Origin of the sequence: Methylobacterium sp. PvP105 (assembly GCF_017876975.1) — a bacterium.
Classification (GTDB): Bacteria; Pseudomonadota; Alphaproteobacteria; order Rhizobiales; family Beijerinckiaceae; genus Methylobacterium; species Methylobacterium radiotolerans.
In genome coordinates, this window is sequence record NZ_JAGIPA010000001.1 from 2,542,501 (window position 1) to 2,568,242 (window position 25,742).

The 25,742-nt window shown below is 73.7% G+C and carries 20 protein-coding genes (1 of these 20 running past the window's edge); 9 read left to right on the forward strand and 11 right to left on the reverse strand.

Annotation, left to right across the window (positions count from 1 at the left end; genetic code table 11):
* A protein-coding gene (locus tag J3A75_RS12190) for a Do family serine endopeptidase (protein ID WP_024830494.1) crosses the window boundary here: on the forward strand, positions 1-1,293 show its 3' portion. It extends 165 nt beyond the left edge of the window; the window shows 1,293 of its 1,458 coding nt (coding positions 166-1,458); its start codon lies off the left edge, out of view; its stop codon occupies positions 1,291-1,293.
* A gap of 87 nt (positions 1,294-1,380) precedes the next feature.
* Positions 1,381-2,724, forward strand: a complete 1,344-nt coding sequence (locus J3A75_RS12195) for a replication-associated recombination protein A (RefSeq protein WP_245364329.1) — start codon at positions 1,381-1,383, stop codon at positions 2,722-2,724.
* A 6-nt stretch (positions 2,725-2,730) separates the two neighbouring features.
* Here the strand turns inward: J3A75_RS12195 and J3A75_RS12200 are convergent, their stop codons facing one another.
* Positions 2,731-3,195, reverse strand: a complete 465-nt coding sequence (locus tag J3A75_RS12200) for an Lrp/AsnC family transcriptional regulator (protein WP_041372296.1) — start codon at positions 3,193-3,195, stop codon at positions 2,731-2,733.
* Between the two features lie 251 nt (positions 3,196-3,446).
* Between J3A75_RS12200 and J3A75_RS12205 the strand changes: the two genes are divergently transcribed.
* Both J3A75_RS12205 and ggt read left to right on the forward strand, forming a co-directional pair.
* Positions 3,447-4,457: a 1-aminocyclopropane-1-carboxylate deaminase gene (locus tag J3A75_RS12205; protein ID WP_012318504.1), complete on the forward strand. Its 1,011-nt coding sequence runs from the start codon at positions 3,447-3,449 to the stop codon at positions 4,455-4,457.
* A 220-nt stretch (positions 4,458-4,677) separates the two neighbouring features.
* Positions 4,678-6,447: a gamma-glutamyltransferase gene (ggt, locus tag J3A75_RS12210; protein ID WP_209650252.1), complete on the forward strand. Its 1,770-nt coding sequence runs from the start codon at positions 4,678-4,680 to the stop codon at positions 6,445-6,447.
* Positions 6,448-6,569: 122 nt separating this feature from the next.
* Here ggt and purD read toward each other — a convergent pair whose 3' ends face one another.
* From purD to J3A75_RS12225, 3 genes are all read right to left on the reverse strand, one after another.
* Positions 6,570-7,844, reverse strand: coding sequence for a phosphoribosylamine--glycine ligase (purD, locus tag J3A75_RS12215; RefSeq protein ID WP_012318506.1), 1,275 nt, complete (start codon positions 7,842-7,844; stop codon positions 6,570-6,572).
* A gap of 109 nt (positions 7,845-7,953) precedes the next feature.
* The gene (locus tag J3A75_RS12220; protein ID WP_024830490.1) at positions 7,954-8,280 is read right to left on the reverse strand and encodes a hypothetical protein; all 327 of its coding nucleotides are present in this window, start codon (positions 8,278-8,280) and stop codon (positions 7,954-7,956) included.
* A gap of 86 nt (positions 8,281-8,366) precedes the next feature.
* Positions 8,367-9,593 carry an oxalate decarboxylase family bicupin gene (locus J3A75_RS12225; protein ID WP_024830489.1) on the reverse strand — a complete coding sequence of 409 codons (1,227 nt, stop codon included), beginning with the start codon at positions 9,591-9,593 and terminating at the stop codon, positions 8,367-8,369.
* A gap of 204 nt (positions 9,594-9,797) precedes the next feature.
* Between J3A75_RS12225 and J3A75_RS12230 the strand changes: the two genes are divergently transcribed.
* Together J3A75_RS12230 and J3A75_RS12235 are read left to right on the forward strand one after the other, a co-directional pair.
* Entirely contained in the window at positions 9,798-11,069 is a 1,272-nt protein-coding gene (locus J3A75_RS12230) for an efflux RND transporter periplasmic adaptor subunit (RefSeq protein WP_012318509.1), read from the forward strand.
* Positions 11,070-11,246: 177 nt separating this feature from the next.
* The gene (locus J3A75_RS12235) at positions 11,247-13,676 is read left to right on the forward strand and encodes a membrane-bound PQQ-dependent dehydrogenase, glucose/quinate/shikimate family (RefSeq protein WP_116656973.1); all 2,430 of its coding nucleotides are present in this window, start codon (positions 11,247-11,249) and stop codon (positions 13,674-13,676) included.
* An 82-nt stretch (positions 13,677-13,758) separates the two neighbouring features.
* On the opposite strand, the gene J3A75_RS12240 is transcribed toward J3A75_RS12235, so the two are convergent.
* The 6 genes from J3A75_RS12240 to J3A75_RS12265 form a co-directional block, all read right to left on the reverse strand.
* The gene (locus J3A75_RS12240; RefSeq protein WP_012318511.1) at positions 13,759-14,694 is read right to left on the reverse strand and encodes a dihydrodipicolinate synthase family protein; all 936 of its coding nucleotides are present in this window, start codon (positions 14,692-14,694) and stop codon (positions 13,759-13,761) included.
* Positions 14,695-14,842: 148 nt separating this feature from the next.
* Positions 14,843-17,119, reverse strand: a complete 2,277-nt coding sequence (locus tag J3A75_RS12245) for a xanthine dehydrogenase family protein molybdopterin-binding subunit (protein ID WP_089231052.1) — start codon at positions 17,117-17,119, stop codon at positions 14,843-14,845.
* Positions 17,120-17,285: 166 nt separating this feature from the next.
* Entirely contained in the window at positions 17,286-18,329 is a 1,044-nt protein-coding gene (locus J3A75_RS12250) for a xanthine dehydrogenase family protein subunit M (protein WP_209650253.1), read from the reverse strand.
* The gene (locus J3A75_RS12255) at positions 18,326-18,820 is read right to left on the reverse strand and encodes a (2Fe-2S)-binding protein (protein WP_116656975.1); all 495 of its coding nucleotides are present in this window, start codon (positions 18,818-18,820) and stop codon (positions 18,326-18,328) included. The genes J3A75_RS12250 and J3A75_RS12255 overlap by 4 nt, the downstream gene beginning before the upstream one ends.
* A gap of 116 nt (positions 18,821-18,936) precedes the next feature.
* Positions 18,937-19,167 carry a DUF2945 domain-containing protein gene (locus tag J3A75_RS12260; protein WP_029360789.1) on the reverse strand — a complete coding sequence of 77 codons (231 nt, stop codon included), beginning with the start codon at positions 19,165-19,167 and terminating at the stop codon, positions 18,937-18,939.
* A gap of 78 nt (positions 19,168-19,245) precedes the next feature.
* Entirely contained in the window at positions 19,246-19,509 is a 264-nt protein-coding gene (locus tag J3A75_RS12265; RefSeq protein ID WP_012318516.1) for a hypothetical protein, read from the reverse strand.
* 171 nt (positions 19,510-19,680) lie between these two features.
* Here J3A75_RS12265 and J3A75_RS12270 point away from each other — a divergent pair, with 171 nt between their 5' ends.
* From J3A75_RS12270 to J3A75_RS12280, 3 genes are all read left to right on the forward strand, one after another.
* Entirely contained in the window at positions 19,681-20,925 is a 1,245-nt protein-coding gene (locus J3A75_RS12270; RefSeq protein ID WP_012318517.1) for a sensor histidine kinase, read from the forward strand.
* A 94-nt stretch (positions 20,926-21,019) separates the two neighbouring features.
* The gene (locus tag J3A75_RS12275; protein ID WP_024830483.1) at positions 21,020-22,153 is read left to right on the forward strand and encodes a hypothetical protein; all 1,134 of its coding nucleotides are present in this window, start codon (positions 21,020-21,022) and stop codon (positions 22,151-22,153) included.
* A gap of 90 nt (positions 22,154-22,243) precedes the next feature.
* A complete protein-coding gene (locus J3A75_RS12280) occupies positions 22,244-23,188 on the forward strand; it encodes an alpha/beta hydrolase (RefSeq protein WP_012318519.1) in 945 nt (314 codons plus the stop codon).
* An 835-nt stretch (positions 23,189-24,023) separates the two neighbouring features.
* On the opposite strand, the gene J3A75_RS12285 is transcribed toward J3A75_RS12280, so the two are convergent.
* Entirely contained in the window at positions 24,024-25,733 is a 1,710-nt protein-coding gene (locus tag J3A75_RS12285; RefSeq protein ID WP_012318520.1) for a DEAD/DEAH box helicase, read from the reverse strand.
* Between the last annotated feature and the right edge of the window lie 9 nt (positions 25,734-25,742).

The following is a 25,742-nucleotide window of genomic DNA, read 5'->3' on the forward strand; positions in this document are numbered from 1 at the left end:
GTGAAGCGGGCCGCGCCGTCGGTGGTGAACGTCTACGCCTCCCACGTGGACAAGCGCTCCAGCGCGCGCACCAGCGCCATGGAGGAGTTCATGCGCCGCTTCTTCGGCGAGCCGGAGGGCGGTCGCGGTCCCCGGGGTGACCGGGCGCAGCGGTCCCTGGGCTCGGGCGTCCTGGTCGATGCCGACGGGCTCGTGATCACCAACAACCACGTCATCGACAACATGAACGAGGTCCGGATCGCCCTGGCGGATCGCCGCGAGTTCGAGGCCACGATCGTGATGCGCGACACCCGCACCGACCTCGCGGTGCTCAAGATCAAGGAGCCGCCGAAGGGCCTCGTGCCGATGCCGTTCGGCGATGCCGACGCCCTGGAGGTCGGCGACTTCGTGATGGCGATCGGCAACCCGTTCGGCGTCGGCCAGACGGTGACGCAGGGCATCGTCTCGGCCCTGGCGCGCACGCAGGTCGGCTCGGCGGACTATCAGTACTTCATCCAGACCGACGCGGCGATCAACCCGGGCAATTCCGGCGGCGCGCTGGTGGACCTGCGCGGCCAGCTCGTCGGCATCAACACCGCGATCTACTCGCAATCGGGCGGCAGCCACGGCATCGGCTTCGCGATCCCGGTGGGCATGGTCAAGGCGGTGGTCGACGCCGCCCGCGACGGGGCGAGCGTGGTGCGCCGGCCCTGGCTCGGGGCGCGGATCCAGAGCGTGACCCCCGACATCGCCGACAGCATGGGTCTCGACCACCCGACCGGCGTGCTGGTGGCGAGCCTCCAGCCCAAGAGCCCGGCCGAGGAGGCGGGCCTGAAGCGCGGCGACCTGATCCTCACGGTCGACGGCCAGGAGGTGGCCGACCCGGAGGCCTTCGGCTACCGCTTCGCCCTGAAGGGCGTGCAGGGCCACGCCCGGTTCGGGATCCTGCGCGGCACGGCCCGGCAGACGGTCTCGGTCAAGCTCGCCCCGGCTCCCGAGACGCGCCCGCGGGACGTGCTCAAGGTGAAGACCCGCTCGCCGTTCGTCGGCGCGACCCTCGTCAACACCTCGCCGGCGGTGGCCGAGGAGATGCAGGTGGACTTCCCGGCCGAGGGCGTGGCCGTGCAGGCGGTGGACGAGAACTCCATCGCGGCCCGGGTCGGGCTGCAGAAGGGCGACGTGATCGTGGCGGTCAACGGCGTGCCGATGTCGACCACCAAGGATCTCGACCGGGTCACCCGCAACAGCCTCAATTCGTGGGAGGTCGCGATCAACCGCAACGGCGAGATCCTGACCTCGGTGTTCGGCGGCTGATCCCGTCCGGGGGCGCCAGGTCCGTGGCCGTGGGCAAGCCCCGGCTCCCGGCTTGCGCCCCCGGCCGCGCCCGGTGTTGATGCGCGGATGTCCGACCTGTTCGCCTCCGCGGAACCGCCTCCCGCGCCGGATCCCGGCCGCGCCCCCGGTGCCGAGGCCGCCCGCCCGCTGGCGGACCGGCTGCGCCCGCAGACCCTCGCCGAGGTCGTCGGCCAGGAACACCTGACCGGGGAGGGCGGGGCGCTCACGCGCCTGCTGCGGGGACGGACGCTCGGCTCGCTGATTTTCTGGGGACCGCCCGGCACCGGCAAGACCACGGTGGCGCGGCTGCTCGCCCAGGGCACGGACCTGCATTTCGAGCAGATCTCGGCGATCTTCTCCGGCGTGTCCGACCTGCGGAAGGTGTTCGAGGCCGCCCGCAAGCGCCGGGCGACCGGGCAGGGGACCCTGCTGTTCGTCGACGAGATCCACCGGTTCAACCGGGCGCAGCTCGACGCCTTCCTGCCGGTGATGGAGGACGGGACCGTCACGCTGGTGGGCGCGACGACGGAGAATCCGTCCTTCGAGCTCAACGCCGCGCTCCTGTCCCGCGCCCGGGTGCTGCTGTTCCGGGCGCTCGACCCGGGCGCCGTCGCGCGGCTCCTGGTCCGGGCCGAGGCGCTGACGGGCCAGGCCCTGCCGCTCACCGAGGAGGCCCGGGGCGTGCTGGTCCGCATGGCCGACGGGGACGGTCGGGCGGCCCTGACGCTGGCGGAGGAGGTCTGGCGCTCGGCCCGACCCGGCGAGACCCTCGACGCCGAGGCGCTTCAAGAGATCGTGCAGCGGCGCGCGCCGATCTACGACAAGGCGCAGGAGGGCCACTACAACCTGATCTCGGCGCTCCACAAGACCGTCCGCGGCTCGGACCCGGACGCGGCGCTCTACTATCTCTGCCGGATGCTCGATGCCGGCGAGGACCGGCTGTTCATCGCCCGCCGGCTGGTGCGCATGGCGGTGGAGGATATCGGGCTCGCCGACCCGCAGGCGCTGGTGGTGGCCAACGCCGCCAAGGACGCCTTCGACTTCCTCGGCAGCCCCGAGGGCGAGCTGGCCCTCGCCCAGGCGGCGATCTACCTCGCCTGCGCGCCGAAATCGAACGCCGTCTACACCGCCTACAAGGCCGCGACGCGCCTCGCCAAGGAGGCGGGGTCCCTGCCGCCGCCGCGCACCATCCTCAACGCGCCGACCAAGCTGATGAAGCGGATCGGCTACGGCGAGGGCTACCGCTACGACCACGACGAGCCCGACGCCTTCTCGGGCCAGGATTACTGGCCCGACGCGCTGGGGCGCCAGCACCTCTATCAGCCGACCGAACGGGGCTACGAGAACCGCATCGCCGAGCGCCTCGACCGCTGGGAGGCGTTGCGGAAGGAACGGCGCGGGGAGGGGTAGGCGGCCTCACAGATCGAGGGGCGCGTTGTCGATCACCTCCTTCATCACGAAGAAGGTCCGGGTCTGGCGCACCCCCGGCAGGCCGATCAGCGTGGCGCTGTGGAGGCGGTTGAAGTCGGCCATGTCGGAGACCCGGATCTTCAGCATGTAGTCGAAGTCGCCGGCCACGAGGTGGCAGTCGAGGAGCGCGGGAATCGCCCGCACGGCCGCCTCGAATTCCGAGAAACTCTCGGGGGTCGAGCGGTCGAGCACGACGCCGACGAAGACCAGGGTGCCGCGTCCGACCCGCATCGGATCGATCAGCGCCCGGACCGCCCGCACGAACCCGTCCGCGAACAGGCGCTGGATCCGGCGATGGCAGGTGGCCGCGCTGGTGCCGACCCGCTCGGCGATCTCGGCATTGGCCATGCGCCCGTCCGCCTGGAGGAGGCGGAGGATCTTCTGGTCGATCCGGTCGAGCCCTGCGGACATGGACGATTCTTTCAGGGTCACAGCTCAATCCGGAATTCTCTGCAGCTGAGGCGCCCAGCAACGCAAGTGGCGGGATGTCTGAGCTGAAAGATCGAGAGCACCTTTCATCGCGGATCGGGTAGTTTTCCCCGCGCCTCGAAGACGGAGCCGGGCCTCGCGCCGGGCCGTCCCCGAGGCCTCGCTTCGACGCGTCCGGGCCCGGCGGAGACCGCTCCTGCCCCCGGCCGCGCCCCGAGACCCGGAGAGACCCGATGCTGGACAAATTCGAGCGCTATCCCCTGACCTTCGGCCCGACGCCGATCGAGCCGCTCAAGCGCCTGACCGCGCATCTCGGCGGGGAGGTCGAGCTCTACGCCAAGCGCGAGGATTGCAATTCCGGCCTCGCCTACGGCGGCAACAAGCTGCGCAAGCTCGAGTACATCGTGCCGGACGCCATCGCGAGCGGCGCCGACACGCTGGTGTCGATCGGCGGCGTGCAGTCGAACCACACCCGCATGGTCGCGGCGGTCGCCGCCAAGATCGGGATGAAGTGCCGGCTGATCCAGGAGGCCTGGGTGCCGCACGAGGACGCGGTCTACGACCGGGTCGGCAACATCCTCCTGTCGCGGATCATGGGCGCGCAGACGCAGCTCGTCGATGACGGGTTCGACATCGGCATCCGCGATTCGTGGAAGCGGGCGCTCGCCGAGGTCGAGGCCGAGGGCGGCAAGCCCTACGCGATCCCGGCCGGCGCCTCCGTGCACAAGTACGGCGGGCTCGGCTACGTCGGCTTCGCGGAGGAGGTCCGCAAGCAGGAGGCCGAGATGGGCCTGCGCTTCGACTACGTGGTGGTCTGCACGGTGACGGGCTCGACCCATGCCGGCATGCTGGTGGGCTTCTCGGCCGACGGGCGCGCCCGCAACGTCATCGGCATCGACGCCTCCTGCACACCGGCCCAGACCAAGGCCCAGGTCCTCGACATCGCCCAGAACACCGCCGCCCTGGTCGGCGCGGGTGACATCGTGGCCGACGACGTGGTGCTCAACGAGGATTACGCCTACCCGGTCTACGGCGTGCCCTCGAAGGAGACCGTGGAGGCGATCCGGCTCTCGGCCCGGCTCGAGGGGATGATCACCGACCCGGTCTACGAGGGGAAGTCGATGCAGGGCATGATCGACCTCGTGAAGAAGGGCTTCTTCCCGAAGGGCTCGAAGGTGCTCTACGCCCATCTCGGCGGCGCACCGGCGCTGAACGGCTACAGCTACACGTTCCGCAACGGCTGAGGCGGGATCGGAAGGCCTGCCCGGCCTCTCCCTTCCACCCGCCCCTGTCCTGAGGTGCGGCGAAGCCGCCTCGAAGGAGCCCTCCTTCGGGGCCTGCGCTCCGGCGCCTCAGGACGGGGTCGCGCGTGGGACCGGTCGGCCGGCACCCGCGTCGTCCCACCTGCCCTATATGGCGGCCTGCGCCAGCAACGGCGCGGGACCCGAACCGGAGAGGGCAAGGATGATCGCACCGGCACGCGCATTGCTCCTGGCGGCCCTGCTCGCCCTGGGCGCGCCCGCCGCGCGGGCCGCCTCGGGACCGGCCGTGGAGGCCGAGAACGGGATGGTGGTCTCGTCCCAGCGCCTCGCCTCGCAGGTGGGCGCCGACATCCTGAGGGCCGGCGGCAACGCCGTCGACGCCGCGGTGGCGGTGGCCTACGCCGAGGCGGTGGTGAACCCCTGCTGCGGCAATCTCGGCGGCGGCGGCTTCCTGGTGCTCCACAGCGCCGACGGGCGCAGCCGATTCATCAACTTCCGCGAGACGGCTCCGGCGGCCGCCACCCGGGACATGTATCTCGACGCCGCCGGCAACGTCGTGAAGGGCGCGAGCCTGCGCGGCTGGAAGGCGGCCGGCGTGCCCGGGACGGTGCTCGGCCTCAACACCGCGCTCGCCGCGTACGGGACCCTGCCGCTGGCCCAGGTGATGGCGCCGGCGATCGCGCTCGCCCGGGACGGGTTCGTGCTGACCCGGGGCGATACCGACATCCTCGAATCCGGCACGAAGGTGTTCGCGGGCCAAGCGAACGTCGCCCGGATCTTCCTGCGCCCGGACGGCAGCCCCTGGCGGCCCGGGGACCGGCTGGTCCAGGCCGACCTCGCCCGCACCCTCCAGGCCATCGCCGACCGCGGCGCGGACGCGTTCTACAGGGGCGCGATCCCGGCCGCCGTGGAGGCGGCCTCCCGGGCGGGCGGCGGCCTGCTGACGGCGTCCGACTTCGCCGCCTACACGGTGACGCAGTCCGAGCCGCTCACCTGCCGCTACCGGGGCGCGACGATCCTGTCGGCGCCCCCGCCCTCGTCGGGCGGGACCACGCTCTGCGAGATCCTCACCGTCCTCGACGGCTACGACCTGCGGGCCGCCGGGTTCAACTCGGCCCGGACCGTGCACCTGATGGTCGAGGCGATGCGGCGCGCCTACGCGGACCGCAACCTGCTGCTCGGCGACCCGGCCTTCGTGGAGAACCCGGTCGACCGGCTGCTGTCGCCGGCCTACGCGGAGACGCTCCGGGCCTCGATCCGCCCGGACCGGGCGACCCCGTCGGCGGAGATCCGGCCGGATCCCGGCCCGGAGACGCGGGAACGGCCCGAGACCACCCACATCTCGGTGATGGACAGGGCCGGCAACGCGGTCGCGCTGACCTACACGATCAACGGCTATTTCGGCGCCGGGGTGATCGCCGGCGACACCGGGTTCTTCCTCAACGACGAGATGGACGACTTCACGGTCAAGACCGGGGTGCCGAACCTGTTCGGCCTCGTGCAGGGGACGAAGAACGCGATCCAGCCGGGCAAGCGCCCGCTCTCGTCCATGGCGCCCACGATCGTGCTGCGCGACGGCAGGGTCGCGCTGGTGGCGGGCTCGCCGGGGGGCTCGCGGATCATCACGATCAACGCGCAGACGCTGATCAACATGCTCGACTTCGGCATGGAGCCGCAGGAGGCGGTGGACGCCCCGCGCATCCACCACCAGTGGCTGCCCGACACGATCTACGCCGAGCCCTTCGCGCTCTCGGCGGACACGCAGGGCCTCCTGCGGGGCATGGGCCACACGATCGTCGAGCAGAAGCCCTGGGGCGCACAGGAACTCATCGCGGTCCGCGCCGCGGCGCCCGCCCTGCCGGAGGCCGCGTCGTCGGGCAACGACGCCTCGCGCACGGAGCGGATGCGGCCGGGCCTGCTCTACGGCGCCAACGACAACCGCCGGCCGGCCGGCGCGGCTGTGGGGGAGTAGGGGAGGGTCCCGGAGGCTGCGCGGCACCGCGCGGGCTCGGGTCCCGGATCAGCCTCCGCGGCGACCCGGGCGTCCGGGGCAGGGGGCGCACGGCCCGCCGCGGCGTCGAACACGGGCGCCGCTCAGCCCTCTCCCGCCTCCCGCGCCACGGCGCGGAACCCGATGTCGCGCCGGCAGAAACCCTCCGGCCAGTCGATCCGGGCCACCGCCGCGTAGGCGCGGGCCTTGGCGTCGGTGACGCTGTCGCCGAGGGCCGTCACCGCCAGGACCCGGCCGCCGTCGGCGAGCAGCTGCCCGTCCTCCGCGCGGGTGCCGGCCTGGAACACGTGGACCCCGTCGCCCTCGGCGGCGTCGACGCCCCGGATCACCGAGCCCCGGACCACGGCGCCCGGGTAGCCGGCCGCCGCCATCACCACGGTGAGGGCCGCCCGGTGGGGATCGAATTCCAGGCCCACGCCGGAGAGGTCGCCGTCGCAGGCCGAGAGCAGGGCCGGCACGAGGTCGGAGGCGAGGCGCGGCATCAGCACCTGCGCCTCGGGGTCGCCGAAGCGGGTGTTGTACTCGATCAGCTTGGGGCCGTCGGCGGTGAGCATCAGGCCGGCGTACAGGATGCCGGTGAACGGGCAGCCGCGGGCCCGCATGCCGGCGAGCGTCGGCGCGATGATCTCGGCCATGACCCGGGCCTCGATCTCCGGGGTGACCACCCGGGCCGGGGAATAGGCGCCCATGCCGCCGGTATTGGGACCGCGGTCGCCGTCGAAGACCCGCTTGTGGTCCTGGGCGGTGCCGAGGGGGATCGCCCGCGTGCCGTCGCACAGGGCGAAGAAGCTCGCCTCCTCGCCGAACAGGCACTCCTCGACCACCACCTCGGCGCCGGGCTCGGCGAAGAGGGCGGTCAGCGCGTCCTCGGCCTGGTCGACGGTTTCGGCCACGGTGACGCCCTTGCCGGCGGCGAGGCCGTCGGCCTTCACGACGATCGGGGCCCCCTGCTGGCGGACATAGGCCAGCGCCGGCTCCAGTTCGGTGAAGCGCGCGAAGGCGGCGGTGGGGATGTTGCAGGCGGCGCAGAGATCCTTGGTGAAGCCCTTCGAGCCCTCGAGCCGCGCGGCGTCGCGGGTCGGCCCGAAGGCGCGGATCCCGGCGGCCTTCAGGTCGTCCACCAGGCCGGCGACGAGGGGCGCCTCGGGCCCGACCACCACGAGGCCGATCGACTCCGCCGCGCAGAAGGCGGCCACGGCCGCGTGGTCCGTGACCTTGAGGTCCGGTCGGTTGGTCCCGTGGCGGGCCGTGCCGGGATTGCCCGGCGCCGTGAACAGGCGGGTGCAGAGCGGGCTCTGGGCCAGTCGCCAGGCCAGGGCGTGCTCGCGGCCGCCGGAGCCGATCAGCAGGATGTTCATGCGCGCGCCACCATGGGCCCAGCTTCTGGGGGAAGCGTGCCCGCGGGAAAAGGTTTTTTTCGGGCTTTCCCCGCTCTGCGCGGATATCCCGGCGGCTCGGAGGCCGATGTCAGCAGCCGATGCAGACGCTCGTGTTGAGGCCGCCCCCCCGCCGCACGACCCCGTTGCGGCCGATATGGCGGCCCCGGTACACGTCCCCGCGGACGCCCCGATAGGGCAGGTAGGGCCCGAAGGAGTCGGCCTGGACGTTGCGCTGGATCGTCTGGTTCAGCGTGTTGAAGTCCGAGACCCGCTGCTGGTTGAGCGACCGGATCTGGCCCTGCAGGGCAAACGAGGCGTTGGCGGCGTTCGGGTCGTTCTGCTGCACCTGCGCCCGGGCGGAGCTCGCCGGGAGGGCGAGCGCCAGGACGAGGAGCGCGCGGGACGCGGCGCGCATGGGTCCCTCCGTGGGAGATTCGAGCGGTCTCCGGAAACGCTTGTCCGAAGTCGACGCGCCAGGATCGGTCCGGGTTCCCGGGCGCGTCAACCCGGCACGACGGGGGATTTCGTCTCCGGCAGGGCCTCGACGAGCTTGGGATCCAGGCCGGTATGGGCCTGGACCAGGGGGTGCGGTGTGAGGGCCAGCCACTGCGTCAGGGAGATGTCGGCATAGCGCGGGCTCTTGAACATCTCCAGGAAGGTCAGGGTCGTGTCGCCGGTATTCTCGATATAGTGCCCCATGGCGAAGGGCACGTAGCCGACGTCGCCGGCCCGGTAGTCGAAGGTGCGGGCCTTCGATTCCGAGCCGAACACCGTCATCCGGCCCTGGCCGGAGAGGTAGTACTGCCACTCGTCGCTGTTCGGGTGCCAGTGCAGCTCGCGCAGCCCTCCGGGCTCGACCTCGACCAGCGCCGCCGCGATCGTCACGGAGGCCGGGAACACCGTGGAATCGGTGACGCGCACGCTGCCGCCCCGGGTGCGGACCGGCTCCTGCGCCAGCATCCGGTGGCTGAAGGTCTTCGGCACCGGCCCGGAGCCGCCCATCTTGTCGGCCGCGAGCGGTCCCGGCTTGGGACCGGGGAAGATGTAGAGTTCCTTCTGCGGAACCTCGGCGAAGGCGGCCTCGGGCAGGCCGAAGTTCTTGGCGAGCACGTCCGTCGGCGTGTGCGCCAGCCAGTCGGTCAGCAGGAAGGTGGAATCCTCCGAGAAGCCGCCGTCGTCGAACACGAGCAGGAACTCGCAGCCGTCGACCCCGTCGGCGGCGAGCCCCTGGATCGAGTGCGGGATGCCGCCCGGGAAGTACCAGAGATCGCCCTCGCCGACGTCGTCCGCGAAGGTGCGCCCGTCCTGGTCGACCGCGGTGATCCGGGCCTTGCCCTTGATCATGTAGGCCCACTCGGATTCCTTGTGCCAGTGCATCTCGCGGACCGCGCCGGCCTTGAGCCGCATGTTGACCCCCGCCATGGCCTTGGAGACCGGCAGCTCGCGGATCGTGGTCTGGCGCGCCCAGCCGCCCTCCTCCAGCCGCATGTGGCTGTCCGCGAAGGACCATTTCAGGTTCGGCATCGTGCCGTGATCGGTGGCGGGCGGCGCCAGGGTGAACGGCTCCTCGGCGGCGCGAGGCCTGTTCTGCGGGCCCAGGATGTCGGCCCCCTTGCCGCCGCGCTCGGGACGGGGCGCGGAGGGCCCGGCGGATTGCGCCGCGGCGGAGGATGCCGCCATCGCGCCGCCGGCGGCTGCGATGACGGCGCGCCTGGAGATCTCGGTCATCGTGGATCGGTCCCTGCGTCAGTGGCAGGGAAACCGGTCGCGTGCTCGGAGGATCCGCGGACGGGCCGCACTGTGCGCTGCGGCATCTCGCCCGGAGACCGCGCGCGGTCTATGCATTGCGTACGGCGCATTGGATACGGCACCGGACGCGTCCCGACCGGGCGCCGATGCGGCGGTTCAGGCGCGGCGCGACCCGAGGGCAGGATGGCGGACCGGGACAGTTCAGCCGCGGACGGAACCGTCCCGCCCGCCCGCGGCGGCCGCCGGTGGCTCGCCCTGCTGGCGCTGGCGGGCCTCGGTGCCCTCGGATACCGCCTGTGGCCGGAAGCGTCCCGCGCGGCGAGTCCGCCCGCCGCCGCCGAGGCGAAGCCGCCGACCGTGCGGGTCGCCGCCGCGGCCCGGGCCTCCGACACCCTGAGCCTGACCCAGACGGGCACCACCCAGGCGTTCGACATCGCGAACCTCTACCCGCGGGCGACCGGCTACATCGTCGAGCGCAAGGTCGATATCGGCTCGCACGTGAAGGCGGGCGACCTGCTGTTCCGGATCAGCGCGCCCGACCTCGACCAGCAGCTGGTTCAGGCCCAGTCGCAGGTGCTGCAGCTCCAGGCGGCGCTGATCCAGGCGCGGGCGATGGTGGACCAGGCCGAGGCCAACCGCCACCTCGCCGACGTCACCAACCGGCGGACCTCGACACTGGCCGGCACCGGGGTCGAGACCCGGCAGAACGCCGACACGTCCCAGGCCGGGGTGCTGGCGCAGACCGCCAACGTCGACGCCGCCAGGGCCGCCGTGAAGGTCGCGGAGGCGAACATCGCCGCCCAGGAGGCGCAGGTCGCCCGGCTCAAGGTCCTGACCGGGTTCGAGGAGATCCGCGCGCCCTTCGACGGGGTGGTGACGGCCCGCAACAACGACGTCGGCGACGCGGTCACGGCGGACACCAATACGGGGGCGCCGCTCCTCACGCTGAACCGCGACGACGTGCTGCGCATGGCGGTGAACGTGCCGCTCTACGCCGCCGACGGCGTCCGCGACGGGCTGGCCGCCAAGGTCGAGGTGGCGCAGATCCCGGGCCGGATCTTCCCCGGCACGGTCTCGCGCTCGTCGACGACGCTGCTCTCGGCCGCGCGCACGCTGGTCACGCAGGTCGACATCCCCAATCCCGACGGCGCGCTGCGGCCGGGGCTCTACATCACCATCACGCTGGAGATCCCGCGCGTCTCGCCCGCCGTGACGGTGCCGAACGACGCCCTGATCTTCGACCAGCACGGGACCCGCGTGGCCGTGGTCGAGGCGGCTGGGGAGGGGGGCGGCGTGGTGCGGATGCGCCCGGTCACGATCTTCCGGCAGACCCGCACGCTGCTGGAACTGCGCGACGGCCTGAGCGGCGGCGAGCGCGTCGTCGTGGGCCCGCCGGCCTCGCTGCGCGACGGCGACAGGGTCACCCTGCGTCCGGAGGACCGGGCCGGGGCGTGAGCCGCGCTGTGGGCGGCGGCCGTACGCGCGGCACGGGACGGGCGCCCGCCGTCCGGCCGCCGTGTCCAGCCCTGGGACAGCTCCGGCGGCGATAAGCGCCGGGCACGCGGCGGCCGACGCGGGGTCAGACCCCGGCGCCGCCGTGACCGGCCGGCTCAGGAAGCGGATCTCACCGCCGTGGCACTCGGAACGATAGCGCTGTCGATCGCGCTGCTTGGGCTCGCCCTGGCGATCCTCGGGCTGACACTGGCCCTCGCGGGGGGGACCTGGTTCTACGTCGCCCTGGGCGTGGGCGTGCTGGCCTCCGGCGTCGAGCTGGCCCGGCGGCGGCAGCGCGGCCTCGGGATCTACGCGCTGGTGCTGGCCGCGGCCTTCGCCTGGACGGTCGGCGAGGTCGGGCTCGACAAGTGGCAATGGATCCCGCGCGGGGCCCTGCTCCTCCTCGTCGGACTCGTGCTCTGCCTGCCCCCCGTGGTGCGGCGCCTGCGCGACGCGCCGGAGCGGCCCTGGAAGCCTGGCCTCGGGAACGGCCCGCTCGCCCTCCGGGTCGTCGTGCTGCTGATCGCGGCCTCGGGTGCCGCGTCCTGGTTCTTCGACCCGGTCGAGACGCGGGGCAGCCTGCCGAAGGTCGCGGGGGCGGGGCCCGCCGCCGTCGATCCGAGCGGCGTTCCCTATCCGGCCGACGATTGGGTCGCCTACGGCGGCACCAATCTCGGCCAGCGCTACTCGGCGCTGGCGGATATCGGCACCGCCAATGTCCGGGGCCTCGCCGTGGCCTGGGAGCACCATACCGGCGACCTGCGCGGCGACAGCCGGGCGGATCCGAAGGAATTCACCTTCGAGGCCACGCCCATCAAGGTGAACGGGCTGCTCTACCTCTGCACGCCGCACAACATCGTCCAGGCCCTGGAGCCCGAAACCGGCCGGCTGGTCTGGGCCTTCGACCCGAAGATGGCGCGGGACGGCCAGTACCAGCACCAGACCTGCCGCGGCGTGTCCTACAACGACTCGACCGGCTACGCGCCGCCCGCCGAGGCCGATGCGGACAGGGCCGCCGCCGTCGTGGCCGCGGTCGCCGAATGTCCGCGCCGGATCATCGCGGCCTCGGTCGACGCGCGCCTCTACGCGCTGAACGCCGAGACCGGCGCCCTGTGCCGGACCTTCGGGGCGGACGGGTTCGTCGATCTGAAGGCGCAGATGCCGAACCTCCGGCGCGCCGCCTATCAGCAGACCTCGGCACCGCTGGTGACCCGGAACCTCATCGTCCTCGGCAGCGCCATCGCCGACAACTACTACGCGGACAACCCCTCGGGCGTGATCCGCGCCTTCGACGTGCGCACCGGCGCGATCGTCTGGAAGTTCGACGCCGGCAAGCCCGACGCGACCGCGCCGCTGCGGCCCGGCGACAAGTACGAGCCCAACTCGGCGGTGGCCTGGACGCAGTTCTCGGCCGACGAGGCCCTGGGGCTCGTCTACGTGCCGTTCGGCAACCGGGCGCCCGATCAGGTGGGCGTGGCCCGGTCGAAGACGGACGAGGACCTCATCGACGCCCTGGCGGCGCTGGATCTGGAGACGGGCACGCTGCGCTGGGCGTTCCGGACCACGTATCACGACCTCTGGGACCGCGATAACCCGTCCCAGCCGGTCCTCCTCACCCTGCCGCAGGGCGAGGGGACGGTGCCGGCGATCCTGATCCCCACCAAGGTCGGCAACGTCTGGGTCCTCGACCGCCGCACCGGCGCCCCGATCCGGCCGGTCTCCGAGGTCCCGGTCTCGACCCGGACCGACATCCCGGGGGAGACGCCGTCCCCGGTCCAGCCGATGTCGTCCCTCCGCTTCACGCCGGCGCCGCTGACGGAGGCCGGCATGTGGGGCGTCACGCCCTTCGACCAGATTCAGTGCCGCCTCGCCTTCCGGTCGAACCGCTACGACGGCAACCCGTTCACACCGCCCCAGGCGTCGGAGGGCGCGATCGTCTGGCCCGGCAATATCGGGGTGTTCAACTGGGGGTCGGTAGCGGTCGATCCGGTCCATCACTGGATGATCGCGACGCCGCAATACCTGCCCTACATCTACCGCCTGCTCCCGCGCCCGCCGGGCGAGCCGGAACGGCGCCTCGTCGGCGCCGATCCCGAGGCGAGCCCGGTCAACGAGAATCTCGGCGGCCCCTACGCGGTCTCCATCGCGCACATGCGCTCCGCCCTCGGCATCCCCTGCAGCGCGCCGCCCTGGGGCGTGCGGGTCGGCGTGAATCTCGCCGACGGCACGCTCGCCTGGAAGCGCCGCAACGGCACGGTCGCGGGGCAGAAGGTCGGCGGCCTGGCGGTCCCGCTCCCCCTGGAGATGGGCATGCTGGCCCACGGCGGCACCCTGACCACGGCGGGCGGCGTCGCGTTCACGGCCGCCACGCTCGACGACCGCATGCGCGGCTACGACATGCGGACCGGTGAGGTCCTGTGGTCCACGACGTTGCCGGCCGGCGGCCAGGCCACGCCGATGACCTATCGCGGCCGTGACGGCCGGCAGTACGTGGTGATCGCGGCGGGCGGGCACGGCGCCCTCGGCACCACGCCGGGCGACTCGGTCATCGCCTTCAGGCTGGAGTGAGCCGTCGCGCGCCGGCCGGCCGCCGAAGCGGGCGCTGCGGCGGCTTCGGCGAGGCCCCGGCCCTTCCCGCCGGGGCGGCGTTCTAGGCCGCGAGCCGGGCCCGCGCGTCGGTGCGGGCGAGGCGGGCCAGCAGGTACTCGACCTCGGCCTTCGCCTGCGCGGTCAGAGCCTGCGACGGCTTGCGCTGCGCGTCGGACGCGAAGATCCCCCGGCGCATGAACACGTATTTGCGCACCGCGAGCCCCAGCGGGCCCTGCTGCTGCTCGTAGCGGAGATAGGGGAGGTGGGCGTCGAACAGGTCGTGGGCAGCGTCGCGCTGCCCCGCCCGGCCGAGGCGGACCACGTCGACCAGCATCTCCGGGAAGGCGTAGCCGGTATTGGCCCCGTCGGCGCCGCGCTCGGTCTCGAAGTCGAGGAACAGGCCGCCATTGCCCACGAGGATGGAGATGTGGCGCATCGAGCCGTCCGCCTCGAAGCCGCGCAGCGTGGAGATCTTCTCCAGGCCCGGCCAGTCCTCGTGCTTGAGCATCACGCAGGAGGGGTTCTCGGACACGATCCGGCGGATCACGCCGGGGGTCATCTGGACCGAGAAGGTGAGGGGGTAGTCCTGAAGCACGAAGGGCACGTCCGGGCCCACGGCCTCGGCGGCATTCCGAAAATAGCCGACCACCTGGTCGTCGGTGCGGAGCGTGTTGGGCGGCGCGATCATCACGCCGGCCGCGCCCAGCTCCATCACCTCCCGGGCGAGCGCCCGCATGGCCGCGAAGCCCGGCGCCGTGACGCCGACGATCACCGGCAGCCGGGTGCGCCCGAGGACGCGCCGCGCCACCGCGATCCCCTCCGCGTGGTCGAGCTTGCCGGCCTCGCCGAGCTGGCCGAGGATCGTCAGGCCGTCGACGCCGGCCGCCCCGAAGAAGTCGGTCATCCGGTCGAGGGAGACCTCGTCGATCCGGCCGTCCGGATGGAACGGCGTCGGCGCGATCGGGACGACGCCGCCGATGTCGCTGGTGAGAGGCATGCCGGTCTCCGCGCTGCTGCTGCGGCGGCCGCCGGCCGCCGGGTGGCATGCCCCATACTAAAAAATCCCGGGCGACGCGACGCGCCCGGGACGGGATCGGGCGCTGGACGGGATCGGACCGCGTTCGGCGCGCGACCGACCCGCTCGGTCAGCCCAGCAGCTTGTCGAGGGTGATCGGCATCTCGCGGACCCGCACGCCGGTGGCGTGCCAGACCGCGTTGGCGATGGCGCCCACCGTGCCGGTGATGCCGATCTCGCCGACCCCCTTCACGCCGAGGTTGTTCACCACCGCGTCGTCCTCGTGGACCAGGATCGCCTCCATGGCGGGCACGTCGGCGTTCACCGGCACGTGGTACTCGGCGAGGTTGTCGTTGAGGAACCGGCCGGTGCGCGGGTCCATCTCGGCCCGCTCGTGCAGGGCGAAGGACAGGCCCCAGATCATCCCGCCGTAATACTGGCTCCGGACGAGGCGCGGGTTGATCACCCGTCCGGCCGCGAAGGCGCCGACGAGGCGGCTCACGCGGATCTGGCCGAGATCGGGATCGACCTTCACCTCGGCGAAGACCGCGCCGTGGGCGTGCATGGCGTAGGAGGCCTGCGCCGCCGGGTCGGCGCCGGCCTTGCCCTGGCCCTCGATCCTCGACCGGCCGGCCCGCCTGAGGATGTCGGTGAAGGACTCGCTCCGACCCGGGTCGTCGCGCCGGGTCAGACGCCCGTCCGCGGCGGTCACGCCGGCGTTGCCGGCGCCGTAGAGCGGGGAGGCGGGATCGTTGGTGGCGAGCTCCGCCAGCTGCCGGATCACGTCGCCGGCCGCCGCGTGGACCGCACCGCCCGCGGTGGCGGTGTGGCCCGAGCCGCCCGCGATGCCGGCATTCGGCAGGTCGGACGAGCCCATCCGGAAGGTGAGGGCGTCCATCCCGATCCCGAGCCCGTCGGCGGCGATCTGGGCCAGCGCCGTCCACGAGCCCTGGCCCATGTCGATCGCCCCGAGCTCCACCGTGCCGGTGCCGTCGGCGCGGATCTCGGCCCGGGCCATGCCTTCGAAGATCAGCGCCGGGAAGGTGGCGGTGCCCATGCCGGTGCCGACCAGGAACCCGTCCTTGTCGCGCGTCTGCCGGGGCTGGAGCGGGCGCCCGGCCCAGCCGAACGCCTCGGCGCCGCGGCGGTAGCAGTCCCGCAGGGCCTTGGAGGAGAACGGCTTGCCGGTGATCGGCTCGACCTCGGCGTAGTTGGCGAGGCGGAACTCCAGCGGGTCCATGCCGAGTTCGTGGGCCATCTCGTCCAGCGCGCTCTCCAGGGCGACGCTGCCGGTGGCCTCGCCGGGCGCGCGCATGAACAGCGGCGTGCCGGTGTCGAGGCGCACGGCCTCGTGCCGGATGGCGATGGCGGGGCTCGCGTAGAGGGTGCTGGTCGCCCGGCCCGCCGGCTCGAAGAAGTCGTCGAAGCTCGACGAGGCGGTGCGGATGTGGTGGTCGAGGGCCGTCAGCTTGCCGGACGCGTCGGCGCCGAGCCGGAGGGTCTGCCGGGTCGGCCCGCGATGGCCCATCGGGCCGTACATCTGCGTGCGGGTCGGGACGAGCTTCACCGGCCTGCCGACGAGCTTCGCCGCCATGCAGGCGAGCACCTGCGGCCCGGCGGGGACGCCCTTCGAGCCGAAGCCGCCGCCGAGATAGGGGCTCTCGATGTGGATGTCGTCGGGGCTGATGCCGAAGAGCCCGGCGAGCCGGGCCTGCGACATGGCGAGCGCCTGGGTCGGCATGAAGAGCGTCAGCCGGTTCCCGTCCCAGCTCGCCACCGCCGCGTGGGGCTCCATGGCGTTGTGGTACTGGGCCGGCGTCTCGTAGGTCGCGGCGATCGTCCTGGACGCGGCCGCGAGTCCGGCCTCGACGTCGCCGTCCGTCTCGACGGGCGGGGCGCCGACGCCGACCGAATCCGGCGTGAAGGCCGCGCCGGCATCGAGCCCGATCCGCGGCGTCTCGGCCGCGTAGGTCGGGGCGAGCAGCCGGGCGCCCTCGGTGGCCGCCTCCAGGGTCTCGGCGATCACCACGGCGATGGGCTGGTTGGCGTAGCGGACGCGGTCGTTCTGCAGGAGGTCGAGGCGGAACGTGAACGGCCCGTCCTTGGCGTCCGGGTCCTTGGCGAGCGCCGGGGCGTGCCCCGGCCGCATCACCGCCACGACGCCGGGATGCGCCTCGGCGGCGGCCACGTCGAGGCCGGTGACGCGGCCGCGGGCGATCCGGGCGACGCAGAGCGCCGCGTGGAGGGTGCCGGGAGGCAGGTTGTCGGCGGAGAAGCGGGCCTGGCCCGTCACCTTGAGGGGGCCGTCGCGCCGGGTCAGCGGCTGGCCGATGCTGGAGCCGTGGCGGATCGCGCCGGCGGGGAGGTTCGAGGCGGGCATGTTCGATGGCTTGGAGGTCGCGGTCATGCGGGTCTCCTCAAAGGGGTCCGGTTGAAGCCTTCGGTTGCGGCGACCCGCTCCGTCATCGCGAGCGGAGCGAAGTGACCCAGGGCAGCGCGACGTCGGGCATCGTGGCGCCGCCCGGCTCGCTCCGCCCGCGATGACGGCGCCGAGCCGCCGACCGGGGGCGGGGTCAGACGATGCCGAACGGGGAGGCGGGGAGCGCCGGGATCCGGGCGGGCGTGCCCGCGGCGGCCTGGGTCAGCGCGCGGATCGCCACCCGGCGGGCGAGCTCGATCTTGAAGGCGTTGGCTTCGCCGGTGGGCCTGGCGCCGGACAGCGCCGCGTCGGCGGCCTTCGCGAAGGCCTCGGCGGAGGGTGCCTGTCCGGCGAGCGCCGCCTCGGCCTCCGCCACCCGCCAGGGCTTGAGCGCCAGCCCGCCCAGGGCGAGCCGGGCCTGCCCGATCCGGCCGCCGGCCTCCAGGGTGAGGGCGGCCGCCGCCGAGACGACCGCGAAGGCGTAGGAGGTGCGGTCGCGGACCTTGAGGTAGCGGGCGTTGCCCCGGAAGGACGCCGCCTCCGGGGGCAGGCGCAGGGCGGTGATCAGCTCGCCGGGCCGCAGGTCGGTCTCCCACTCCGGGTGGTCGCCGGGGAGGTGGTGGAACGCGGTGAGCGGCACCTCCCGGGCGCCGTCCGGCCCGGCGATCTCGACCACCGCGTCGAGGGCGGCGAGCGGCACGCAGAAATCGGACGGGTGGGTGGCGATGCAGTGCTCGCTCCAGCCCTGGACCGCGTGGATGCGGGTGGCGTGCCCCAGGGCCGCGCAGCCGGAACCGGGCGCGCGCTTGTTGCAGGGCGAGACCGCGTCGGTGAAGTACTGGCAGCGGGTGCGCTGCATCAGGTTGCCGCCGACCGTGGCGGCGTTGCGCAGCTGCGCCGAGGCGCCGGCCAGCAGGGCCTCGGCCACCATCGGGTAGGCCTCGGCGAAGGCCAGGTCGTGGGCGAGGTCGCTGTTGCGCACCAGGGCGCCGACCCGGGCGGTGCCGTCCGGCAGCCGCTCGATGGCCGAGAGGCCGGGGAGGCGGGTGATGTCGACGACCCGCTCCGGCGTGGCGACGCCGCCCTTCATCAGGTCGACGAGGTTGGTGCCGGCGGCGAGGTAGGCCGTGCCCGGAAGCTGGCCGGCCGCCACGGCCTCGGGCACGCTCGCGGGGCGGATGTAGTCGAAGGTCCTCACGCCGCGTCCTCCCGCTGCTCCGAGGTCCGGGCCGCCGCGTCCTGCACGGCGTCCAGGATGCCCGCGTAGGCGCCGCAGCGGCAGAGATTGCCGCTCATGCCCTCGCGGATGCGCTCCGGATCGGTGCCGGCATGACCCTCGCGGATCAGGCCGACCGCGCTCATGATCTGGCCGGGGGTGCAGAAGCCGCACTGGAAGCCGTCATGGGCGATGAAGGCCGCCTGGACCGGGTGCAGCCGGTCGCCCTCGGCGAGCCCCTCGATGGTCAGGATCTCGGCGCCGTCGAGGCTCGCGACGAGGGTCAGGCAGCTGTTGATGCGCCGCCCGTTCACCAGGACCGTGCAGGCGCCGCACTGGCCGCGGTCGCAGCCCTTCTTGGCGCCCGTCAGGCCGAGGCGCTCGCGCAGGAGATCGAGGAGGGTGACGCGCGGATCGTCGAGGGCGATCTCGCGCGGCTGCCCGTTCAGGGTGAGCCTGAGGGGAATGGTCATGCGGGGGTCCCGGCTTTTGAGGCTGGAACCGTTACAGATAGCCGCCGCCGCGCCCTCGGCGAGACCTTATGCAGAAAGCGATGTGCGCAAGATCACAGCACGCGCAGGTTGCGCGTTCACGCTGACTTGACCGTGACCTCCGAGGCGGATTTCAGCGCCGTCTTGCCCTTGGCGGTCTTGATCTCCACCGCCGGCTTCGCCTTCGAAGCCTCGCGCTTCACCGTGTTGCCCTGGATGGTCTTCTCGACGTCCTGGGTGTGGACCTTGGTCACCTCGCCCGAGACGGTGCCCTTGCCCCATTTGTAGGTGACGTCGTCGCCGGTCTTCACCTTGGCCTTGGCAGTCATCCGATCCTCCGTCGTGGCTGCGGGACAAGGCGCCGGGAGCGGGTGCGTTCCCGGCTCTCCACGGCCGGGATGCCGCACTCAGCGCCCGACCTCCCGGCGCAGGGCCGCGACCATCGTCTCGACCGCCGCCTGCGCGGTCTCACCGAGGTCGATGTCGGTCTCGCCGGCGGTGACGAGGCCGCGCGCCTCCAGTTCCTCCACGCCCTCCGGGTCGGCCTCGTGGCCGGCGCCGTCCCGGCGGATCACCGAGGTGACCCTCTCGCCGCTGACGAGGCGGTGGTAGGCCGCGAAGGCGAAGATCGAGAGGGCCTTGTCGGAGAGTCCGTTCAGGTCGTCGGCCATGCGTGCGCTCCTCGCGTCGGGTTCGTCGGACGAACGCCGTACGGGCCTGAGGGGTCCGGACGGACGCCAGGGTGCGACGACACGCGCGGCGACAGGTGCGACGACAGGCGCGCCCGCCGGAGCGGCGCCGCTTCGCGCCGGGCCCGGCTTGCTGCTAATCTGCCGCTCTCCATGACCCAGCACACCGATCAGACCGAAGTGGAACCGAGCCCCGAGACGCGCCCCGCGCCCGCGCCGCCCGATCTCGACTATCGCCTGCGCCAGCAGGCGATCCTGTCCGAGTTCGGCGTCGAGGCTCTGCGCGGCACCGATGTCGATCACCTGCTGCAGCGGGCCGCGGAACTGTGCGCGCAGGGCATGGGCGCGGAGTTCTGCAAGGCCCTGGAATATCAGCGCGGCGCCGACACCCTGCTGGTCCGGGCCGGCGTCGGCTGGGGACCCGACGTGATCGGGAAGGCCCGGATCGGGGCGGACCTCGCCTCCCCCGCGGGCTTCGCCCTCAAGACCGGCCGGCCGGTGATCTCCAACCACCTCGCCGACGAGACCCGGTTCCGCACGCCGCAGCTCATGGCCGAGCACGGCATTCGCCGGGCGATCAACGTGCTGATCGAGAACCGGGACGGCGCCTTCGGGGTGCTGGAGGTTGACGACACCCGCGAGGGCATGTTCGCGGAGGCCGACATCGCCTTCATGCAGGGCTTCGCCAACCTGCTCGGGGGCGCCATCGAGCGCCAGCGGACCGAGAGCCTGCTGCGGGCCGCCCTCGCCCGGCAGGACCTGCTCGCCCGCGAGATGAGCCACCGGGTCAAGAACAGCCTCGCCATCGTGGCGAGCCTCCTCGCCCTGCAGGCCCGGGCCGCCGAGGACCCGGCCGTGCAGACGGCCCTGGCGGACGCGCGCAGCCGCGTCGAGGCGATCGCGGGCGTCCACGACCAGCTCTGGCGGCAGGGTGACAAGGCGGAGGGGGAGGGGGAGGGGGTGCCGGGCGAGCTCGACCTCGCGCCCTTCCTCGAGAAGCTCGTGGCCAACCTCGCCAGCGGCGTGCCGGGCCAGCGGCTCGCCTGCGCGGCCTGCCCGCAGCGGATCTCGGCCGATCGGGCGATCCCTATCGGCCTGCTGGTCAACGAACTCGTCACCAACGCGCTCAAATACGCCTACCCCCCCGAGACGCACCCGGCAGGCGGCGAGATCCGGGTCCGCGCCGAGCGCCGGCCCGAGGGGCTCGTGGTCGAGGTGGCCGACGACGGGATCGGCCTGCCGGCGGGATTCGAGATCGGGCGTAACTCGAGGAGCCTCGGGATGCGGGTGGTCGGCAGCCTCACGCGCCAGCTCGGCGGCAGCCTGACGATTCCGGCCCGGGAGAAGGGCACCTGCTTCCGCCTGGAGGTGCCCCTGGAGATGCCCCCGGCCGGCTGAGCGCGGCGTGCTCCCCGACCGGGCGGGGACTGGACAGAGGCCCTGCCCCGCCGCGATCTGGGCGCGGCGGGTTCGGCGAGACAGAGCGGATGCAGTGACCGGAGACAGGACGACGGCGGCGCTCCTCGCCGAACGGCTCCACGCCTTTCGGAGCCTCGGCGACAATTGCGAGTTCGGGTTCGTGCAGCGCTACGGCGGGGTCGAGCCCTCCGGCCTGCTGCGCTTCTCCTACACGCCCATGGAGGACCTGATCCGCGGCCTGCGCTGCGGCTTCGCGGATTTCGGCGTGCCGGGCGACCTGCGGCTCTCCGTGAGTTCCGGCGGCACCTATTACTGCCACAGCGTCGCCTACAACATCTGGGCGAATACCGGGCACCCGGCCGGCTCGATCGAGCCGGAGGTGCTGCTGGAGCGGGAATACGGCCGGCTGGCCCATCTCAAGCGCAAGCTGCTCGACGAACTCGCGGACGGCTCGAAGATCCTGGTGCGCAAGGTCGGCCGCGACGAGACCGAGGCCGACTTCGCCCGCCTGGTCGAGGCGGTCCGGGCGCACGGGCCCTCGACGCTGCTGCGCGTGACCGAGGCCGGACCGGACTGGGTTCCCGAACCGGCCCGGCGCGTCGCCGACCGGCTGATCGCGGGACAGGTCCGCCGGTTCGCGCCGGTGGAGCAGGCCTGGGAGGTCGATCTCGAACCCTGGATGCACCTCGTGGACAGCGCCTACGCGCTGGAGCGCGGCGCGGCGCCGACCCGCCTCGACGCCGCCGCCTTCCCGGAGGCGCTGGCGCTGCCGGGACGCCTGCGCCGGCATGTCGGCCGGCACCGGGCGACGGCCTTGAGCGCCTACACGCGGGCGGTGGATCCGGCCGGCTTCCGCGCCGACACGGTCCACGTGTTCTCGAGCTGGGTGTGGATCCCGGAGGACTTCGCCGGGGACCGGGTCTTCGCGGCGGCCGGCTACGCGCGGCTCGGCTGGCGGGACGCCGACCTGTCGCGGCGCCGGTGCTGGCAGCGCGTCTGGGCGGCGGGACGGCTGCGCCCCGACGCGGCGCGGGAGCCCGTCGGGCTCGGCATGATCGGCACGCGGCGGGACGGGTTCTGGTCCGCCGGGGCCCGCTTCGCCGAGGGGCCGATCCCCGGCGATGAGCCGGCGCCGGAGCTGCGGATGCCGCCGGCCCGGTTCCCGGGCCGGGATCTCCTCGGCCGGCTGCTGCCGCGGGTCCTGTAGACCCCGGACCGGCACCCGACCGGGAACCGATCCGGCACGGCGGTCTTGCCTACCGGGCCGCACGGGACAGCGCCCGTCGCGAGGGAGCCCATGCCCGGTTCCGTGCCCGACCGCCGCTCTCTGCTCCTCACCCTGGCCGCGGGGTCGGCGCTCCTGTCGACGCGGGGCGCCGACGCCGTCGGGGCGCCGGAGCGGATCCCGCTCTGGCCGGGGCAGCCGCCGGGCGGCGGCGGTCCGCAGGGTCCGCCGGTCCGCGACGACAGCGGCGCCGTGAAGAACGTCGCCGTGCCGGTCCTGGAGGTGTACGCCCCGGAGACGCCGACCGGCGTGGCGGTCCTCGTCGCCGGCGGCGGCGGCTACGCGCGGATCGGGATAGTCAAGGAGGCGCTCCCCGCCGCGCTCTGGCTCGCCGCGCAGGGCATCACGGCCTTCGTGCTCACCTACCGCCTGCCGGGCGAGGGCTGGGCGGCGGGCCCCCTGGCGCCGCTCCAGGACGGGCAGCGGGCCCTGCGCCTGATCCGCGCCGCTTCCGGGCGCTTCCGGATCGACCCGGCCCGCGTCGGCGTGCTCGGCTTCTCCGCCGGCGGCCACCTCGGCGGCCTGATCGCCGCGCGCTCCGCGTTCCGGGCCTACGAACCCGTGGACGCGGCCGACGACCTGTCGGCGCGGCCCGATTTCGCGACGCTGATCTACCCCGTGGTGAGCCTGGAGCCGCCCCACGACCGCACGACCACCCGGCGCTCCCTGGTCGGCGAGGCCCCGAGCCCGGAGGCGAGCCGGGACTGGTCGCTCCAGACCCATATCCGGTCCGGCTGCCCGACGCTGTTCCTCGTGCAGGCGGACGACGACCCGGTCATCAGCCCGGAGCACAGCCGCATCCTGGACGCGGCCTGCCGCGCGGCGGGCGTGCCGGTCGAGTACCACCGCTTCGCGGTCGGCGGCCACGGTTTCGGGATCGGCCGGTCGGAGGCGCCGGTCGCCCTCTGGCCGAGGCTCTGCCGGCTCTGGCTGACCAGCGTGTCGGTGATGCGCTGACGCGGCGCGCACCGCCTGCCTGCGGCGACCCTGTCGGGTCGCTCATCCGGCCCGGGAGCCGTCAGGCAGGGCAGGGGGCCGGTGAGCCCCGGGCCAGCGCGCAGGGGCCCTCGCCCGCGCGGACGGGACCCGCGCGGGCGCGCCGGAGATCGCCGCCGCCGGGGTCGCGGGCGGTCACGCCCGGAGAGCCGGACCGCCGCTCCAGCCGCCGCCGCGAGCGACGCCGGGCGAGCCGGGTCAGCGCCGCGGCGATCGGCCGGACGTCGTCCCGGTCCACCCGTCGCGGGGAGGGGCCTCCACCCCCCTGACCCGACCGCCCTGCCCGGGAGCGCCGGTGTCGGCGCCCGTCAGCCGCTTCGTCATCGCGCCCGTTGCGACCGCGCCTCGCCGCGCGCGACGACGGGCGCGCGGCGGCCCGGGTCGGAGCCGAGCGTGTCCGGCGGCGGCGCGCGGCCTCCCATCCCCGTGGCCTCGACCTCCCGCCCGATCAGCGGCCTTCATCCAGCCGCATCCAGTCGCATCCAGCCCCGTGCCGCCCTCGGGCGGCCTTCGGGCGGCCTTCGGGCGGCGACGCCGGGACACGGGACGATCCGGTCCCACGAACCTCTCCCCGTTGTTCGCATAAGATATATTATGGAATGCAAAGGGCGTCCCAGGTCGGGTGAGGGGCGGTCGCTCCGCCGGCCGGCGCGCCCAGATGGGATCCCGCCTCGCGCCGCCTCCGATCCGGGCGGTGCGGCCCCGGCGTCGGGTCCCGTCCGGCCGGGCGGCTTCCGGATCGGGCGAGGGCGGTCCGAGCCCCCTCCCCGCGGCGCGGCGTGCCGCCCGCGCGCCCTCACGCGGCGCGCCCGGCCGTGCGGCGGACGTCGCCGAGGATCCGGCCGTCCCGCGTCCGGCAGTCGATATGCTCCGACAGACGGCCGGTCCGGATCCGGATCGATGCCGGCCGGGCCAGGAGCGCGGCGCGCTCCAAGAATTCCGCGGCGCTCATCGGCGCGTCCCGGCCGCCGCCGAGGCCGCGCCACCAGGACACCGCCTTATCCCGCTCGTAGCCGCTGCGCTCGGGCCGCAGGCGGACGCGCCACGCCGCCTCGGCGGGGCCGTCCCGCCAGCCGAGGACGAGGTCGAGCCCGTCGGGCGCGGCCTCCAGCTTCAGGGCCGTGACTGGATGCCACGCGGCCTCCTGCCAGCCGGCCTCCGCCGCCGGGGCAGGGCCCGCCGGCTCGGGACCGGGCAGCCCGGGATCCGCCGAGAGGATCGCCAGCTCGTCGTCGGCGGCGGCCTCGTGCGGCGCCTCGGCGTCCGGGTCCGCCTCCGGCTCGGTCCAGCACGCCTCGCAGGTGGAGGCGTTCAGCGCGATCAGGGCGCCGCAGCCGGGGCAGGGCTTGGCGCGCGAGGCCCCTGCCCCGCCCAATCCCTGTGTGGCGCTCCGGACCGTCACGGCGTCGACAGGCCCGTGCATCCGCACCAGACCGGCATAGTCCAGGATCAGCGCGTCGGCCTTTCCGGGCGCGCAGCGCAGCGCCCGGCCGACCTGCTGCACGTAGAGGCCGGTGCTGCGGGTCGGGCGCAGCAGCGCCACCAGATCGACCTCGGGCACGTTGAAGCCGGTCCCGAGCACGCCCACCGAGGTCAGGCAGCGGATCTGCCCGGCCCGGAACGCCGCGACGATGCGGTCGCGCTCCCGGCGGGGCGTCTCGCCCGAGACGCTCTCGCAGGAATACCCTTCCGCCCGCACCGCGTCGCGCACGGCCTCCGCGTGGGCGAGGCCGGCGCAGAAGGCGAGCCAGGCCCGGCGGGCGCGCCCGTACTCCGCGAGCTCCGCGACCGCCGCGCGGGTGATCCAGTCGCGGTTGACCGCCGCCTCCAGCTCGCCCGGGATGTAGTCGCCCCCGCGCCGGCCGACGCCCGAGACGTCGAGCTGGGTGAGCGTCGCCTTGGAGACGAGGGGCGCCAGGAAGCCGCGCCGGATCAGCGTGAACGTGTCGGCCTCGTAGGCGATGCCGGAGAAGAGCCGGTGCTCGCCTTCGTCGAGGCGGCCCGAATCGAGCCGGTAGGGCGTGGCGGTGAAGCCCGCCACACGCAGCCCGGGGGTCCGCGCGCGCAGGCCCGCCAGGAAGCGGCCGTAGCGGGTGTCGGCGGCGCGGGGGATCAGGTGGGCCTCGTCGACGATCACGAGGTCGCGCGGACCGATCGCGTCGAGCCGGTCGGCCACCGACTGGATGCCGCAGACCAGCACCTGCGCCCCGGCCTCCCGCCGCCGGAGCCCGGCCGAGAAGATGCCGGCCGGCGCCCCCGGCCAGGACCGGGTCAGCTCGGAGAAATTCTGGGCGACCAGCTCGCGGCTGTGGGTGACGATCGCCACCCGGGCGAGGGGGTTCTCGTCCAGGGTCTCCCGGGCGAGGGCCGCGATCACGAGCGCCTTGCCGGCCCCGGTGGGCAGGACGATCAGGTGGCCGGGCGCCGCGTCGTCCGCCCCTCCCCGCGCCCAGGCGGCCGAGAGCGCGTCGAGGCTGGCGCGCTGGTAGTCCCGCAGGCGCAGCATGGCGGCGGT

What these genes read in the sequence shown, in the direction of transcription:
- J3A75_RS12195 (WP_245364329.1), top strand. Translation starts at nt 1,381, where the DNA reads ATGTCCGACCTGTTCGCCTCCGCGGAACCGCCTCCCGCGCCGGATCCC.
- J3A75_RS12200 (WP_041372296.1), bottom strand. Translation starts at nt 3,195, where the DNA reads ATGTCCGCAGGGCTCGACCGGATCGACCAGAAGATCCTCCGCCTCCTC.
- J3A75_RS12205 (WP_012318504.1), top strand. Translation starts at nt 3,447, where the DNA reads ATGCTGGACAAATTCGAGCGCTATCCCCTGACCTTCGGCCCGACGCCG.
- ggt (WP_209650252.1), top strand. Translation starts at nt 4,678, where the DNA reads ATGATCGCACCGGCACGCGCATTGCTCCTGGCGGCCCTGCTCGCCCTG.
- purD (WP_012318506.1), bottom strand. Translation starts at nt 7,844, where the DNA reads ATGAACATCCTGCTGATCGGCTCCGGCGGCCGCGAGCACGCCCTGGCC.
- J3A75_RS12220 (WP_024830490.1), bottom strand. Translation starts at nt 8,280, where the DNA reads ATGCGCGCCGCGTCCCGCGCGCTCCTCGTCCTGGCGCTCGCCCTCCCG.
- J3A75_RS12225 (WP_024830489.1), bottom strand. Translation starts at nt 9,593, where the DNA reads ATGACCGAGATCTCCAGGCGCGCCGTCATCGCAGCCGCCGGCGGCGCG.
- J3A75_RS12230 (WP_012318509.1), top strand. Translation starts at nt 9,798, where the DNA reads ATGGCGGACCGGGACAGTTCAGCCGCGGACGGAACCGTCCCGCCCGCC.
- J3A75_RS12240 (WP_012318511.1), bottom strand. Translation starts at nt 14,694, where the DNA reads ATGCCTCTCACCAGCGACATCGGCGGCGTCGTCCCGATCGCGCCGACG.
- J3A75_RS12245 (WP_089231052.1), bottom strand. Translation starts at nt 17,119, where the DNA reads ATGACCGCGACCTCCAAGCCATCGAACATGCCCGCCTCGAACCTCCCC.
- J3A75_RS12255 (WP_116656975.1), bottom strand. Translation starts at nt 18,820, where the DNA reads ATGACCATTCCCCTCAGGCTCACCCTGAACGGGCAGCCGCGCGAGATC.
- J3A75_RS12260 (WP_029360789.1), bottom strand. Translation starts at nt 19,167, where the DNA reads ATGACTGCCAAGGCCAAGGTGAAGACCGGCGACGACGTCACCTACAAA.
- J3A75_RS12265 (WP_012318516.1), bottom strand. Translation starts at nt 19,509, where the DNA reads ATGGCCGACGACCTGAACGGACTCTCCGACAAGGCCCTCTCGATCTTC.
- J3A75_RS12270 (WP_012318517.1), top strand. Translation starts at nt 19,681, where the DNA reads ATGACCCAGCACACCGATCAGACCGAAGTGGAACCGAGCCCCGAGACG.
- J3A75_RS12280 (WP_012318519.1), top strand. Translation starts at nt 22,244, where the DNA reads ATGCCCGGTTCCGTGCCCGACCGCCGCTCTCTGCTCCTCACCCTGGCC.
- J3A75_RS12285 (WP_012318520.1), bottom strand. Translation starts at nt 25,733, where the DNA reads ATGCTGCGCCTGCGGGACTACCAGCGCGCCAGCCTCGACGCGCTCTCG.